The sequence below is a fragment of the Collinsella sp. CLA-AP-H1 genome, assembly GCF_040092945.1.
Lineage (GTDB): Bacteria > Actinomycetota > Coriobacteriia > Coriobacteriales > Coriobacteriaceae > Collinsella.
Genome location: NZ_JBBNKO010000002.1, coordinates 16,343 through 30,390 on the forward strand (window position 1 = coordinate 16,343; position 14,048 = coordinate 30,390).

9 protein-coding genes are annotated in these 14,048 nt (G+C 62.2%); 8 read left to right on the forward strand and 1 reads right to left on the reverse strand.

The features are described from left to right. The first annotated feature begins 260 nt into the window (after positions 1–260). From AAAV44_RS01505 to glmM, 3 genes are all read left to right on the forward strand, one after another. Positions 261–1,283 (forward strand): EamA family transporter, encoded by a 1,023-nt coding sequence (locus AAAV44_RS01505; protein ID WP_349114199.1) that lies wholly within the window; start codon positions 261–263, stop codon positions 1,281–1,283. Between the two features lie 149 nt (positions 1,284–1,432). Continuing rightward, positions 1,433–3,745 (forward strand): DUF4012 domain-containing protein, encoded by a 2,313-nt coding sequence (locus AAAV44_RS01510; protein ID WP_349114201.1) that lies wholly within the window; start codon positions 1,433–1,435, stop codon positions 3,743–3,745. Between the two features lie 83 nt (positions 3,746–3,828). Further along, positions 3,829–5,160: a phosphoglucosamine mutase gene (gene glmM, locus AAAV44_RS01515; RefSeq protein WP_195521317.1), complete on the forward strand. Its 1,332-nt coding sequence runs from the start codon at positions 3,829–3,831 to the stop codon at positions 5,158–5,160. A gap of 97 nt (positions 5,161–5,257) precedes the next feature. Here glmM and AAAV44_RS01520 read toward each other — a convergent pair whose 3' ends face one another. After that, positions 5,258–6,832, reverse strand: coding sequence for a carboxypeptidase M32 (locus AAAV44_RS01520; RefSeq protein WP_349114203.1), 1,575 nt, complete (start codon positions 6,830–6,832; stop codon positions 5,258–5,260). A gap of 502 nt (positions 6,833–7,334) precedes the next feature. Between AAAV44_RS01520 and pheS the strand changes: the two genes are divergently transcribed. The 5 genes from pheS (at position 7,335) to AAAV44_RS01545 (ending at position 14,009) form a co-directional block, all read left to right on the forward strand. Next, positions 7,335–8,411 (forward strand): phenylalanine--tRNA ligase subunit alpha, encoded by a 1,077-nt coding sequence (pheS, locus tag AAAV44_RS01525; protein ID WP_035136801.1) that lies wholly within the window; start codon positions 7,335–7,337, stop codon positions 8,409–8,411. A gap of 184 nt (positions 8,412–8,595) precedes the next feature. Then, positions 8,596–11,049 carry a phenylalanine--tRNA ligase subunit beta gene (gene pheT / locus AAAV44_RS01530; protein WP_349114205.1) on the forward strand — a complete coding sequence of 818 codons (2,454 nt, stop codon included), beginning with the start codon at positions 8,596–8,598 and terminating at the stop codon, positions 11,047–11,049. A 246-nt stretch (positions 11,050–11,295) separates the two neighbouring features. Continuing rightward, positions 11,296–12,378: a cobalt transporter CbiM gene (gene cbiM / locus AAAV44_RS01535; RefSeq protein WP_349114206.1), complete on the forward strand. Its 1,083-nt coding sequence runs from the start codon at positions 11,296–11,298 to the stop codon at positions 12,376–12,378. Further along, positions 12,356–13,192, forward strand: coding sequence for an energy-coupling factor transporter transmembrane component T (locus AAAV44_RS01540; RefSeq protein WP_349114208.1), 837 nt, complete (start codon positions 12,356–12,358; stop codon positions 13,190–13,192). Before cbiM ends, AAAV44_RS01540 begins: the two co-directional genes overlap by 23 nt. Before the next feature lie 46 nt (positions 13,193–13,238). Continuing rightward, complete coding sequence (locus AAAV44_RS01545) at positions 13,239–14,009, forward strand: ABC transporter ATP-binding protein (protein WP_316365697.1); 771 nt, start codon at positions 13,239–13,241, stop codon at positions 14,007–14,009. The last annotated feature ends 39 nt before the right edge of the window (positions 14,010–14,048 follow it).

A 14,048-nucleotide genomic window follows, 5' to 3' on the forward strand; every position in this document is an offset into this window, starting at 1 on the left:
AATATAACGGAGCCTGAACTCGGTGGCAAGAACATTTTTAAAAATCGCTTACATTGTGGAATTCGGGGGCTTTGTCATATCCATTTCAAAAGAGCCTGCTGCCGCGATTTGGCTGTCGCATAATGCAAGGCCATTGCGGTATCGAGCTATGGAAAGACGCCTGCGGAATTGTCCTACCGATAAGCGGACAAGCCTCCAACTGGTGCCTTCGCCATGGTAAGGTAAGCCGAATTGTTTCCAGGCTGTTTCGGGGGAGTGGAATGAGCAAAGAGTGTGTCGAGCAGGTCGAAGGCGCAGGGGCTTCGGTGCCGATGACCGATATATCGAACATTGATGTGCCCGAGGGCACCGACGAGCTCAGCCGCAACACCCGTCGCGCATGGCGCGACCGCCTGAACAACGCTTCGACGCGCAAGATGATCACAGGCGTCTTGGCTACGCTGGTGGGCGGTTCGTTTTGGGGCTTCTCGGGCACCAGCGCGAGCTTTCTGTTCGATACCTACCACGTCGACACCTTGTGGCTTATGAGCGTGCGTCAGATTCTCGCCGGTCTACTCTTTATGGCCGTGGTTGTTACGCGCGACCGCGAGCGCCTGGTTAAGCTCTGGACCACACCCGCCGATCGCAAACAGCTGCTGCTCTTTACCGCCTTTGGCCTGCTGTTCAACCAGTTTTGCTATCTATCGGCCGTGCGCCTGACGAACGCCGGAACCGCGACGGTGCTCCAGTGCCTGCAGCTCGTTATCATCATGGGCTACACCTGCGTAACCGATCGCCGCATGCCGCGTACTCGCGAAGTCATCGGCATTGGCTTGGCTCTGGGCGGAACCTTTTTAATCGCCACCGGCGGCGACCCCACCAGCCTGAATATCTCGCCGCTTGGCCTGGCAGCAGGTCTTATGTGTGCGGTCAGCGCCGCGTGTATGGCGGTGATTCCCGCCAAGATCCTGCCCGAATACGGTAGCCCCATCGTCACGGGCTCGGCAATGCTCACGGCGGGCGTGGTCTCGTGCGTCTTCGTGCAGCCCTGGGCGCATATGCCGGCGCTTGATGCCGCCGGCGTCGAGGCGCTCGCGGTGTTCGTGGTTATCGGCTCGTTTTTTGCTTACATGCTCTATATGCAGGGCGTTAAGGACATCGGCTCGGTGCGTGCGAGCCTCATCGGAACTGTGGAGCCGGTTTCGGCGACCATCACCAGCGCCGTGATGCTGGGTACGGTGTTTTTGCCGACCGACCTTATCGGCTTTGCCATGATCATCGTGATGATGTTCCTTACGGTGTAGTTGACGCCGCCGCCAAGACAGAAAAGGTGTTGTGCCGCATTTTCGCCAATTGATGTCCGTGTCTGGAGTTTAGCTGTCGATGCTCAAAATGCCATAAACTAGTAACGTTATGGACTTTTTCATTGCGACTCAATTGCGAGGATTTCTTTATGGCTGGTAATCACTTTAAGGGCAGCGATAGCGGCCGTCCTGCAGTTCCGCCGCGTCCGAACGGGGCTGGTAAGGCCGGCACGCCGGGCGGCGCTGGACAGGGCGGTTCCGGTAAGCGCGTGTCCCCGGGCGAGACGGCGATGTTTACCGCTCTGTACGAGCAGTCTCAAAAGGCAAAAAAGACCGGCCGTGCAAGAGGGAATGTCTTCGTGGGCGGTGCAACCTCCGCGTCGCAGCCGAGCGGGGCTCCTTCGGTACCTGCGAACAACGCAGGTGCTGCCAACGCCGCGAATGCCGCCGGCAACGTTAATGCCGGCAAGGCCGACAACAATACTCCCTCTGCCGGTGGCGCGGGGCTTACGGGTAACCTTGGCACGATTTACACCGGCGCCTCCGAGACTGGCACGTTCGCCCGCCTGGATGATAGCGGTGCCGAGTTTGCGGGCTCGGGTTCCAAGGAAGATTATTACGATTTTGGTTTGAACTACGGTAGCGACGCTTCGTCGAGTTCGACCTCTGACGGTCTGGTCCGTCATCGCCATCGCAAGGGCGAGCGCAAAAAGCGTCACACCGGCGCCATTATTGCCGCTGTAGTTGCGGTGCTTCTCGTTGCGCTTGGCGCAAGCGGCTTTATGCTGCTTAACTCGGCAAAGACCGTAAAGAGCGAAGCGAAGGAGGCTGTCGAGATTGTCGGTGGCCTTAAGGACAAGGTCACGTCGGGCGATTTTTCGACGCTGCCTGACGACGCGAAGAAGATCGATGAGCTCTGTAACAGCATGAAGGCGGAGACTTCGAGCCCGCTGTGGACGGCGGCTTCGTTTATCCCGGTGTATGGCAGTGACATCAACGCAGCCCGCACCATGATTGATGCCCTGTCCGATGTCTCGAGCAACGCGCTGGTTCCCATGGCCGATAACCTTTCGCAGGCCACGCCCGGCAAGCTGTTCCAGGACGGTATGATTAACGTATCCGCGCTGCAGGCGGTCGCCGATTCGCTTTCCAGCAGCTCGAAGGTGTTCAAGAGCGCCAACGAGAAGATCCAGGGCATTGGCGATACTCATATTTCCCAGGTGACTGAGCTGGTCGATAAGGCCAAGGACGGCTTTGCCACCCTCAACGGCGCGGTTGACGCGGCGGAGAAGGTCGCCCCCGTCCTTCCCCAGATGCTCGGCGCCAACGGCCAGACGCGCAACTACCTTGTGTACGCCATGAACAACGTCGAGATTCGTGCCTGCGGCGGCTTTGGCGGTTCGCAGGGCCTGATTTCGGTCACCGACGGCCAGATGTCGATTGGCGAGTTTGTTCCCCGCATTGGACTCAGCGAGGATGAGGCAGTCGAGAGCGTCGACGAAGAGGATGAGGCGCTGTTCGGCAACCACAGCAACCTGTACAACTCGGGCAATACCTATTCGCCTGATTGGCCCCGCAACTCGCAGCGTGTCGCCGCGCTGTGGAAGTCCCAGTATGGGCAGGACGTTGATGGCGTCGTCGGCATCGATCCGGTGTTCTTGCAGTACCTGCTGGGCCTTGTCGGTAATGTCTCGCTGCCTGATGGTACGGTCGTCGACGGTACCAACGCGGCGAAGGTTCTCATGCACGATGTGTATTGGAACTATCCGGTCGAGGAATCGGACGGCATCTTTGCGGCTGTTGCCAGCGCCGCCTTCGACAAGATTCTCGGTGGCATCGGTGACGTCGACGTTACAAAGCTTGTCGGTGCATTCGAGCGCGGTGCCGAAGAGGGCCGTCTGATTGCTTGGATGAGAAACGATGATGAGCAGAATGCCATCAAAGAGACGGGCATTGACGCTTCGCTGCCCGATCCGGATGATCCGAGTGCCGATCCCGTTGCCGGCGTTTACTTTAACAACCTGAGCTTCTCCAAGCTCGACTGGTATCTGAACGCCGACACGCAGATTGGCCAGGGCATCAAGAACGGCGACGGCACGTGCTCGTATCGCATCACCGTTACTCTGACGAACATCATGACGCAGGAGGAGGCAGGCAAGCTGCCCGACTACGTTGCGGCGAGCGCATCCGATGCCGCGCGTGACGACGAACGCCTGAATGTCTCGTTGTTTGCCCCGACGGGCGGCAACATCAGTGACCTTACGGTTGAGGGCACCCAGTTTGGTCTTGGCGCCGCCACGTGGCATGGAATCCCCTTCTATTCGGGCACCGTTGACCTGCATGCTGGCGAGACGACGACGATCACGTATACGCTGACCACGTCGGCCGAGGCGGGGGACAAGCCGCTTACGCTGCGTCAGACTCCTACATGCCAGGCGGCTCGCGACAGCGCGTCGGCGTAGGGTTTTTCTGGTAGCGCAGATAATCGAGTACCATTTTGGGGCGGACAGGCAATCTGTTCGCCCCTATTTTGTAAGGAGAGCGCATGAAGTACTTTGGCACCGACGGCTTTCGCGGTGAGGCCAACGTTGGGCTGACGGTAGAGCACGCTTATAAGATTGGCCGTTTTGTGGGCTGGTATTACGGCGCCAACCGCGAGCGCAAGGCACGCGTGATCGTGGGCAAGGACACGCGTCGCTCGAGTTATATGTTCGAGGCGGCGCTGGTGAGCGGTCTGGTCGCGAGCGGTGCGGACGCCTATATGCTGCACGTGATCCCCACGCCGGGCGTAGCGCATCAGACTGTGGAAGGCTGCTTCGATTGCGGCATCATGATCAGCGCGAGCCACAATCCGTTTTGCGATAACGGCATTAAGCTCGTCAACAGTGACGGCTTTAAGATGGACGAGGACGTACTGGAGCTCATCGAGGACTATATCGATGGCAAGAGCGAGGTGCCGCTGGCAACGGGCAACCACATCGGCGCCACGGTGGACTACATGCAGGGTCGCAACCGCTACATTGCTTCGCTCATCGCCAGCGCGAACTTTTCGCTGCAGGGCGTCAAGATCGGTATCGACTGCGCCAACGGCTCGGCATCCTCGGTGGCCAAGCCGGTGTTCGACGCACTGGGCGCCGATGTGCGCGTGATCAATGCCGCGCCCGACGGCTTTAACATCAATGTCGACTGCGGCTCTACGCATATTGAGCGCCTGCAGCGCCACGTGGTGGAGCAGGGCCTGGATGTGGGTTTTGCCTACGATGGCGATGCCGACCGCTGCCTGGCCGTGGACGAGCGCGGCCGCGTGGTCGACGGTGACCAGATCCTGTACGTGTGCGGTGTGTACCTGAACAAGCACGGGCGTCTCTCGGGCGGTACCGTGGTGCCGACGATCGCCAGCAACTTTGGCCTGATCAAGTCGTTGGAGCTTGCCGGCCTGAGTGCCGTGACCAGCGGCGTGGGCGACCGTCACGTGTATGCCAAGATGCGCGAGGGCGGCTACAGCCTGGGCGGCGAGCAGACGGGCCATACGATCTTTGGCGATATCGAGCGCACGGGCGACGGCATTATGACCTCGCTGCGCGTGATGGAAGTGATTCGTGCCGAGCGCGAGACGCTCTCGCAGCTCACGGCTCCGTGCAAGCTGCTGCCACAGGCGCAGGTGGCCGTGCACGTGGCGGACAAGGACGCCGCGCTCGAGAATATGGGCGTGCAGAACGCCATCGCCGAGGCCGAGGCTGCGCTGGCAGGCGAGGGCCGCGTGCTCGTGCGCAAGAGCGGAACCGAGTCGGTTATCCGCGTGCTGGCCGAGGCGCCCGACCAAGCATCCGCCGATGCCGCCATGAAGCGCATCGCCGCCGCGCTGGAAGCTCTGTAAGGTAGTCATTGGGGACGTTCTTAAACGACTAGGTGGAAAGGGGACGCTGCGGATTGGTTCCGCGGCGTCCCCTTTGCGTTGGCGTGTCGGTTATGCCTTACAGCTCGTAGAGCGTGGTGAACTTGTCCTGCAGGTAGCTGCAGTAGTAACGGGCGTCAAAGTCCATGCCGCAGGCGCCCTTGATGAGCTCCGGTGCGTCTTTGGCGCGGCCCCACTGCCAAATGTGCTCACCCAGCCAGGCACGGACGGGCGCCAGATCGCCGCTCGCGCAGGCACCGGTGAGGTCGACGCCGTCGCGGCACATGGCCGGCACAAACATGGCGTCGTAGGCACTGCCCAGCGCATACGTGGGGAAGTAGCCAAACGAGCCGCCGCTCCAGTGCGTATCCTGCAGGCAGCCGTGCGTGTCGTCGGGGACGGGAATGCCCAGGTACTCATCCATAAAGCGATTCCAAAGCGTCGGGATGTCCTTGGCCGTGGCCTCGCCGGCAAACAGCATGCGCTCGATCTCGTAACGCACCATAACGTGCAGCGGATAGGTGAGCTCGTCCGCCTCGGTGCGGATCAACGACGGCTGCGCGATGTTCACGGCGCGGTAGAGCGTGTTCTCGTCCACGCTGCCATAGACCTCGGGCGCGTGACGGCGCAGTACCTCGAGCAGCGGGCCCATAAAGGCGCGGCTGCGACCCACGGTGTTCTCAAAAAAGCGGCTCTGGCTCTCGTGGATGCCCATGGAAGTGCCGCCCTCCAGGCAGGTGCGCGCATAGGCGGGGTTGACGCCCAGCTCGTACATGGCGTGTCCCGCCTCGTGGATGATGCTGTAGACGTTGGAGATGCAGTCGTCCTCGTAGATGTGCGTCGCGATGCGCGCGTCGCCTACGGCAAAGCCCTCGCTAAACGGGTGCTCGGTAAAGGCAAGCGTGGTGTCGTTCAGGTCCAGGCCGACGAGCTTCATCAGGTCAAAGCTCATGGCGCGCTGGGCGGCATCGGGCACGCGGGCGTGCAAAAAGTCGGCATCGGGCTGCTGGCCGCGCTCGCCGATGGCGTGCACGAGCGGCACGACCGTGGCCTTGACCTCGTCGCAAAACGCATCGAAGCTCTTGGTGGAAAGGCCGCGCTCGTACTGGTCGAGCCAAACATCGTATGGGTCGCGCTTGGGGTCCATGAGCTCGGCCTGATGCTTAAGCTGGGCGACGATTCTATCCACATAGGGCTCAAAGCTCGCCCAGTCATTGGCCGTCTTGGCCTTGTGCCACACGGCGTCGGCCTCGCAGGTGAGCCTGGTCCAGGCCTCGGCCTCCTCGGTGGGGATGACGCTTGCTTCGCGCTGGTCGCGGCCGAGCACGCGGATCTCGTCGAGCAGCTGCAGGTCGTCGATCTTGCCGCCGGCGACGGTCTCGCGCGCTAACGAGCGTACGAGCTCAACGGACTTCTCGCTGGTCAGTAGCTTGTGATGTTCGCCGGCAAGCGTGCCCATGGCGTCGGCACGGGCGGCAGCGCCGTTGGCAGGAGCAATCGTCGCTCCATCGAACTCGGCAATCTTGAGCAGGTACTCGCGGGTCCACAGCTTGCCCTCGAGCTTGCGGAATTTTTTAACGGCCTTATCGACCTTCATGCCTTTGGGCGTCTTGCCCGCTGCGGGCTTGGCCTTCTTATCGAGTTTCTTTCCCATACCATATCCTTGATCTCGCGAGCCGAGCGCCACGGATGGGCGCACGGCCAGTTTGCACAGCTACTTGCCTTGTACCCAGCGCGAACAAAACGGAACGCGGCGATGCGCTCGCGAAATGTGTTATCCTATAGCCCAATGCGTTGACGGAGAGGGTTTTGCCCGCCGTGTCGCCGGCAAGAGAGGGAAGGTCATGGGCTGCAAGCCTTCCTGCGGTGGCAAGGGCCAAGCGTTCACTCCCGAGCAGCGACCTCAACGGGCGCGCGGCCGGTGGCAGCGAAGCCCCAGTAGGGAAGCCGTGAGCCTCGCGACAAGGGGCGCAGAGTGGGCACGGCGGGCCAGACATCCGCCGGGTCAAACAAGGTGGTACCGCGGAATTCAACCGTCCTTGGGCAATGTACATGCCCGAGGGCGGTTTTTTGTTACCGAACCGGGCCGCACATCCGCAGCTATCGGGTGCTAGCCGCCCCGGCAAGCGAGATGCGCGAGAGACGAAAGGGAAGACATGAGTCTGATTGATGATCTGGTCAAACTCGAGGAAGAGGCCAAGGAGCTCGTCGCAGGCGCCGATGACGCCGCCAAGCTCGAGGCTGCGCGCGTTGAGCTGCTCGGTCGCAAAGGCCGTATCACCGGCCTGATGCGCATGATGGGCAAACTCGCCCCCGAGGATCGTCCCATGATGGGCAAGCGCGCCAACGAGATGCGCCAGCTGATCGAGGGCATGCTCGACGAGCGCACCACCGAGATGAAGGCCGCCGCCCTCAAGCACGCACTCGAGCACGAGGCCGTCGACATCACGCTGCCGGGCATCCGTCCGCAGATCGGTCACCAGCACCTGATCAAGCAGATCATCGAGGAGGCCGAGGACATCTTCTGCGGCATCGGCTACACCGTCGAGTCCGGCCCCATGGTCGATACCTCCTACTACAACTTCACCGCGCTCAACGCGCCCATGGATCATCCGAGCCGCTCGGCTCGCGACACGTTCTATGTGGTCGACAACAACCCCGGCAGCGTCGCGCATCCCGAGGCTCACGCTCACGGCGAGTCCGACGTGCTGCTGCGCACCCAGACCTCGGGCGTGCAGATCCACACCATGGAGTCGCAGAAGCCGCCCATCTACATGATCTGCCCGGGCACCGTCTACCGTCCCGACACGGCCGACGCCTGCCACCTGCCGCAGTTCAACCAGATCGAGGGCCTGGTCGTCGACGAGGGTATCACCTTTGGCGATCTTAAGGGCACGCTCGACTACTTTGTTAAGTGCATGTTTGGCGAGGACCGCAAGACGCGCTATCGCCCGCACTTCTTCCCCTTCACCGAGCCTTCCTGCGAGGTGGACGTGAGCTGCCACGTGTGCGGCGGCAAGGGCTGCAACTTCTGCAAGCACAGCGGCTGGATCGAGATTCTGGGCTGCGGCATGGTCGACCCCAACGTCCTGATCAACTGCGGCATCGACCCCGAGAAGTACACCGGCTTCGCCTTTGGTATTGGCGCCGAGCGCGTCGCGGCACTGCGCTACGATCTGCCGGACCTCAGAACGCTCATGACGGGCGATATGCGTTTTCTGAATCAGTTCTAGGCTGCGGCTTGCCCAAGCACGGCACCTCGGCGCTCATTCGTCGCTTGCGTACCAAAGTACGCGGCGCTCCTCTTTCGGGCCGATCTGCCGCACTTGGACAACCCTCGCTTTGTAAGGAATGTTCACAAAGTTGAAGTTTCCACCTGCATCTCTTCGCAGGCTTTCAGTATGAAAGGAGAGCTAGATGCGTGTTTCTTACGACTGGCTCAAGACCATGATCGATATTCCGGAGGATCCCAAGACCCTTTCGGACGAATATATCCGTACCGGCACCGAGGTCGAGGCGATCGACACCGTGGGCGAGTCCTTCGACCACGTGGTGACCGCCAAGGTGCTCACCAAGACCCCGCACCCCGATAGCGACCACATGTATGTGTGCTCGGTCGATGTGGGCGACAAGAATCTCGACGCCGACGGCAACCCCGCCCCGCTGCAGATCGTCTGCGGCGCGCAGAACTTCGAGGCCGGCGACCACATCGTCACGGCCATGATCGGCGCTGTGCTCCCCGGCGACGTCAAGATCAAGAAGAGCAAGCTTCGCGGTGTCGTGTCCATGGGCATGAACTGCTCCGCGCGCGAGCTCGGTCTGGGCGGCGACCACTCCGGCATTATGATCCTGCCCGAGGATACGCCCTGCGGCATGCCGTTTGCCGAGTACGTGGGCTCGAGCGACACCGTGCTCGACTGCGAGATCACGCCCAACCGCCCCGACTGCCTGTCCATGATCGGCATGGCCCGCGAAACCGGTGCCATCTTCGACCGCGATTTCCACGTTGAGCTGCCCGCCATCAAGGTCGAGACCGGCCGCGCGACCGACGACGAGCTTTCGGTCGAGATTGCCGACGAGGGCCTGTGCGACCGCTACGTCGCCCGCATCGTGCGCAACGTGAAGGTCGGCCCCTCGCCCGACTGGATGGTCAAGCGCCTCAACGCCCTGGGCGTGCGCCCGCACAACAACATCGTCGATATCACCAACTACGTGATGATGCTCACCGGCCAGCCGCTGCACGCCTTTGACCTCGACACCTTTGCCGAGCGCGATGGCCACCGTCGCGTGGTGGTTCGCGCCGCCCAGCAGGACGAGAAGTTCACGACGCTCGATGGCGAGGAGCGTGTGCTCGACGCCGGCATGGGCCTCATCACCGACGGCGAGCGCCCTGTGGCGTTGGCCGGCGTCATGGGCGGCATGGATTCCGAGATCGAGGACGATACCGTTGACGTGATGGTCGAGAGCGCCTGCTTCAACGCCGGCCGCACCTCGCACACCAGCCGTGACCTGTCGCTGATCTCCGACGCCTCCATCCGCTTTGAGCGCCAGGTCGACGAGACCGGCTGCGTGGACGTCGCCAATGTGACGTGCGCGCTTATCGAGGAGATCGCCGGCGGCGAGGTCGCCCCCGGCTATGTGGACGTGTTCCCCGCGCCCAAAACCATCGACAGCATCAAGCTGCGCCTGGCCCGCGTGCGCGCCATCTGCGGCGCCGACATCGAGCCCGACTTTATCGAGCGCTCGCTCACCCGCCTGGGCTGCACCGTCGAGTGCGACGGCGAGGACTTTATGGTCACGCCGCCGAGCTTCCGTCCCGACCTACCGCGTGAGATCGACCTGATCGAGGAGGTCCTGCGCCTATGGGGCATGGGTCGCGTCACGGCGACCATTCCGGCTGCCAAGAACCACATCGGCGGTCTGACGCGCGAGCAGAAGCTTACCCGCAAGGTCGGCGAGATCCTGCGCGCCTGTGGCCTCAACGAGACCACGACCTTTGGCTTTGCCGCCCCGGGCGACCTGGAGAAGATTGGCATGTCCACCGAGGGCCGCGGCTGCCCCGTGGTTCTCATGAACCCGCTGGTGGCCGAGCAGACCGAGATGCGCCGCTCGCTGCTGCCGGGTCTGCTGCAGTCTGTGGCCTACAACGAGGCCCACGGCACGCCCAACGTGCACCTGTACGAGGTCGGCAGCCTGTTCCACGGTCGCGAGAACGCCAGCCTGCCCAAGGAGACCAAGTCCGTGGCGGGCGTGCTCTCTGGCCAGTGGAGCGAGCAGTCTTGGACCATGAAGTACCGCAAGCTGCGTTTCTTCTTTGGCAAGGGCATCGTTGAGGAGCTGCTTGCCCAGCTGCGCATCGAGAAGGTTCGCTTCCGTCCCGTCGAGGGCGAGAGTTATGCCTTCCTGCAGCCGGGTCGTGCTGCCGAGGTGCTCTCGGGCGGTACCGTGCTGGGCTGGGTTGGCGAGATCCACCCCGAGGCGCGCGAGGCTATGGGCATTGACGAGGTCGTCGTTGCCTTTGAGCTCGACCTGGACAAGCTGATCAAGGGCGCCCGCAACCAGGAGAACTACCGTGAGTTCTCGCAGTACCCGGCCGTTGAGCACGACCTTGCTATCGTGGTCGACAACACTGTGACCTGCGAGGATCTTGAGCGTCGTATTACGAGTGCCGGCGGCAAGCTGCTCGAGGGCGTGCGCCTGTTCGATGTCTACCGCGATCCGGTCCGCATCGGCAAGGGCAAGAAATCCATGGCCTTTGCGCTTACGTATCGCTCCGACGACCACACGCTCACCAGCGAAGAGGTCGAAAAGGCGCACCAGAAGATCGTCACCAAGGTGTGCAAGGGCGTAAACGGCGAGGTCCGCGGCTAGGTCCTGCGCTGGGGTATGGGTTGGTGGCGACTGCTGCCGAATCCTACAAGACCGTTATGCTCGGTATAAGGCACTGCTGAGCCTGCATATATGACACGCGCATTACATAACGGCGTGCTGCTTTGTCGGCAGTGCGCCGTTTTGCTATGATAGCCCGCGGCGTGTTACGAATCTGACAATACGTAACACTGGCAAGGTGATTCAAGCGGCGTTGCAATTCTGTGCGCCGATAACCGGGAGGCGTACATGCACATTCCAGATAATTATCTGTCCCCGCAGACCGATGCCGTCATGGCGGTGGCGATGGTGCCCGTTTGGGTCCACTGCATCAAGAAGGTGCGCGCCACGCTCGATCGCGAGCATATGGCTTTCCTGGGCATCTGCGCCGCGTTCTCCTTCCTGCTCATGATGTTCAACGTGCCGCTGCCTGGCGGCACCACAGGCCACGCCGTCGGCGGCGCCCTCATTGCGCTGCTGCTAGGCCCCGAGGCCGCGGCTATCGCTGTCTCGGTCGCGCTGGCGCTGCAGGCGCTGCTGTTTGGCGACGGCGGCATCCTGTCCTTTGGCGCCAACTGCTTTAACATGGCCTTCGTGCTGCCGTTTGCCGCTGCTATCGTGTTTCGTGCGCTCAACAGCCGTTTGCATGGCAAGGGCTGGGGCACCTCGGTTTCGGCCGTCGTAAGCGGCTGGGTCGGCCTGTGCCTGGCGGCCCTGTGCGCGGCAATCGAGTTTGGTATTCAGCCGATGCTCTTTACCAACGCTTCGGGCGCGCCGCTGTACTGCCCCTTCCCGCTGTCCGTGGCTATTCCGGCCATGTTGATCCCGCATATGCTGGTTGCCGGCGTGATCGAGGGCGTGGCGACGGCCGCCATCTACGGTTTCATTAAGAAGACGGCGCCGAGTGTTATCGTCGGGCCCGAGGCCGTCGATGGACAGCTTGCCGGCGATGGTACTGCCAAGAAGACCTCGCTGGTCCCCACGCTCATTCTGGTCGCCGTGCTTGTCGTGGCTACGCCGTTCGGCTTGCTTGCCACAGGTGACGCATGGGGCGAGTGGGACGCCGAGGGCGCCGCGACCGCCGTTCAGGAGGCTGGTGACGACAGTCTGCAGGCTTCGGTCGGCCTCGATACCCCGACCTTTGCCGACGCTCTGCCTACGGGTGATTACCTGCAGGCCTATTCCGAGGAGCAGGGTCTTGGCTTTGCCGGTCAGGCTGCCATGTATATCCTGTCCGGCGTGATTGGCGTGGCGGTGCTTACCACCGCATTCCGTCTGATCTCGCTGACGGTTAAGGAAAGCGGTGCTCATGGCAATAGCCGAGCTGCCTAGCTGGCTTGCGGTCGAGCAGCGTTACGAGCCCGTGGGGGCTCGGCATCGCGTGATGCAAAAGAATGTCCTGCACCTGGCGAGCCTGCTTGAGCGGGTTCGCCTGGGTGGGGGCGCGCACGAGGGCGGGTCGATGGTCGACCGCGCCCTTTCTTGCGTTTCGGCTCCGGTGCGCCTGGTGGGGATGTTCGTCTGCGTCCTGTGCGTGTGTCTGACACAGAGCCCGCTGTACCTCATGTTGATGGCGGCCATTGCGCTGGTGCTCGTTGCCGTGCGCCCCGTACGCGGGCTGCGTGCGACCTTTGTGCCGGCGCTTGGCGCCGCGGGGTTCGCAGTGGTTCTGGCACTGCCTGCCCTGCTGCTGGGCGCTTCCGCTACGGGCGCCATGCTCAAAATTGCGCTTAAGACGTTCATTAACGTGTCGCTCGTGCTGGGCGTTTCGTGGACGCTCACCTGGAGCCGCATGTCGGCGGCGCTCAAGATGCTGCATCTACCCGACGAGGTCATCTTTACGTTTGATATGGCGCTCAAGCACATCGAGGTGCTGGGTCGCACGGCGCACAATCTGTGCGAATCGGTCATGCTGCGCAGCGTCGGTTCCGCGCCTGCGGGTTTTTCGCGCACCGATTCGCTGGCGGGTATCATGGGCATGACGTTTATCAAGGCGATGGAATGCAGCCGCGCGATGGACGAGGCCATGCTGTGCCGCGGTTTTGCGGGTGCGTATCCGGCGCCCGCGCGCGCCGGGTTTGGCTGGCGCGATGCGGTCTATGCGGCCGGCGTGGCGCTGCTGGCGGTGTTGTGCGCCGTGCTGTAGGCGCTGCTGGTTCCGGCTGGGGATGCAAATAGGGAAGGGCGACGTTTTGACGATCGATATGAATAGTGCGGCGGGCACGAACGGTGCGGGCGGCGCCGAGGTCGCGCCGCTCATCGAGCTGCGCGACGTGGTGTTCTCCTATGCGGGGCATACGGTTGTCGATGGCGTGTCGCTGCAGGTCGATCGTGGTGAACTCGTTGCCCTGCTCGGTCCCAACGGCTGCGGTAAGACGACGATTATGCGCCTTATTAACGGCCTTGAGCTCGCGGACGCAGGGGCATACCTGTTCGACGGGCACGTGGTCGATGCGGCGTTTCTAAAGGATTCCGCGGCCGCTCAGCGTTTTCATCAGCGCGTGGGCTTTGTGTTCCAGAATGCCGACGCCCAGCTGTTCTGCGCTACGGTGGGCGAGGAAGTTGCTTTTGGTCCCGCGCAGATGGGGCTGCCGGCAGACGAGCTCGACCGTCGCGTGCACGATGCCATGGAACTGTTTCAAGTTGCCGACCTGGTCGATGCCTCGCCCTATCAGCTTTCGGGTGGGCAAAAGAAGCGTGTGGCGCTGGCGGCAGTCGTATCGATGAACCCCGATATCTTGGTTCTCGACGAACCTACTAATGGGCTCGACGAGGATTCATGCGACATCGTGGTCAACTTCTTGCTGGCCTACGTCGCGGCGGGTAAGACGGTCTTGATGAGCACACATCACCAGGATTTGGTGCGACGCCTGGGTGCCCGTGCAATCTATATCGATCGATATCACCATGTGGTCGAGGCGCCTTCGCCGTCGTATGGAACCGAAAGCGGTGCTACGGACTAGTTGCTGCGTAGAGCGTGCGTAGCCGCCCGCGCGGCTTTG

What these genes read in the sequence shown, in the direction of transcription:
- AAAV44_RS01540 (WP_349114208.1), top strand. Translation starts at nt 12,356, where the DNA reads ATGGCAATAGCCGAGCTGCCTAGCTGGCTTGCGGTCGAGCAGCGTTAC.
- glmM (WP_195521317.1), top strand. Translation starts at nt 3,829, where the DNA reads ATGAAGTACTTTGGCACCGACGGCTTTCGCGGTGAGGCCAACGTTGGG.
- AAAV44_RS01510 (WP_349114201.1), top strand. Translation starts at nt 1,433, where the DNA reads ATGGCTGGTAATCACTTTAAGGGCAGCGATAGCGGCCGTCCTGCAGTT.
- pheS (WP_035136801.1), top strand. Translation starts at nt 7,335, where the DNA reads ATGAGTCTGATTGATGATCTGGTCAAACTCGAGGAAGAGGCCAAGGAG.
- cbiM (WP_349114206.1), top strand. Translation starts at nt 11,296, where the DNA reads ATGCACATTCCAGATAATTATCTGTCCCCGCAGACCGATGCCGTCATG.
- pheT (WP_349114205.1), top strand. Translation starts at nt 8,596, where the DNA reads ATGCGTGTTTCTTACGACTGGCTCAAGACCATGATCGATATTCCGGAG.
- AAAV44_RS01520 (WP_349114203.1), bottom strand. Translation starts at nt 6,832, where the DNA reads ATGGGAAAGAAACTCGATAAGAAGGCCAAGCCCGCAGCGGGCAAGACG.
- AAAV44_RS01505 (WP_349114199.1), top strand. Translation starts at nt 261, where the DNA reads ATGAGCAAAGAGTGTGTCGAGCAGGTCGAAGGCGCAGGGGCTTCGGTG.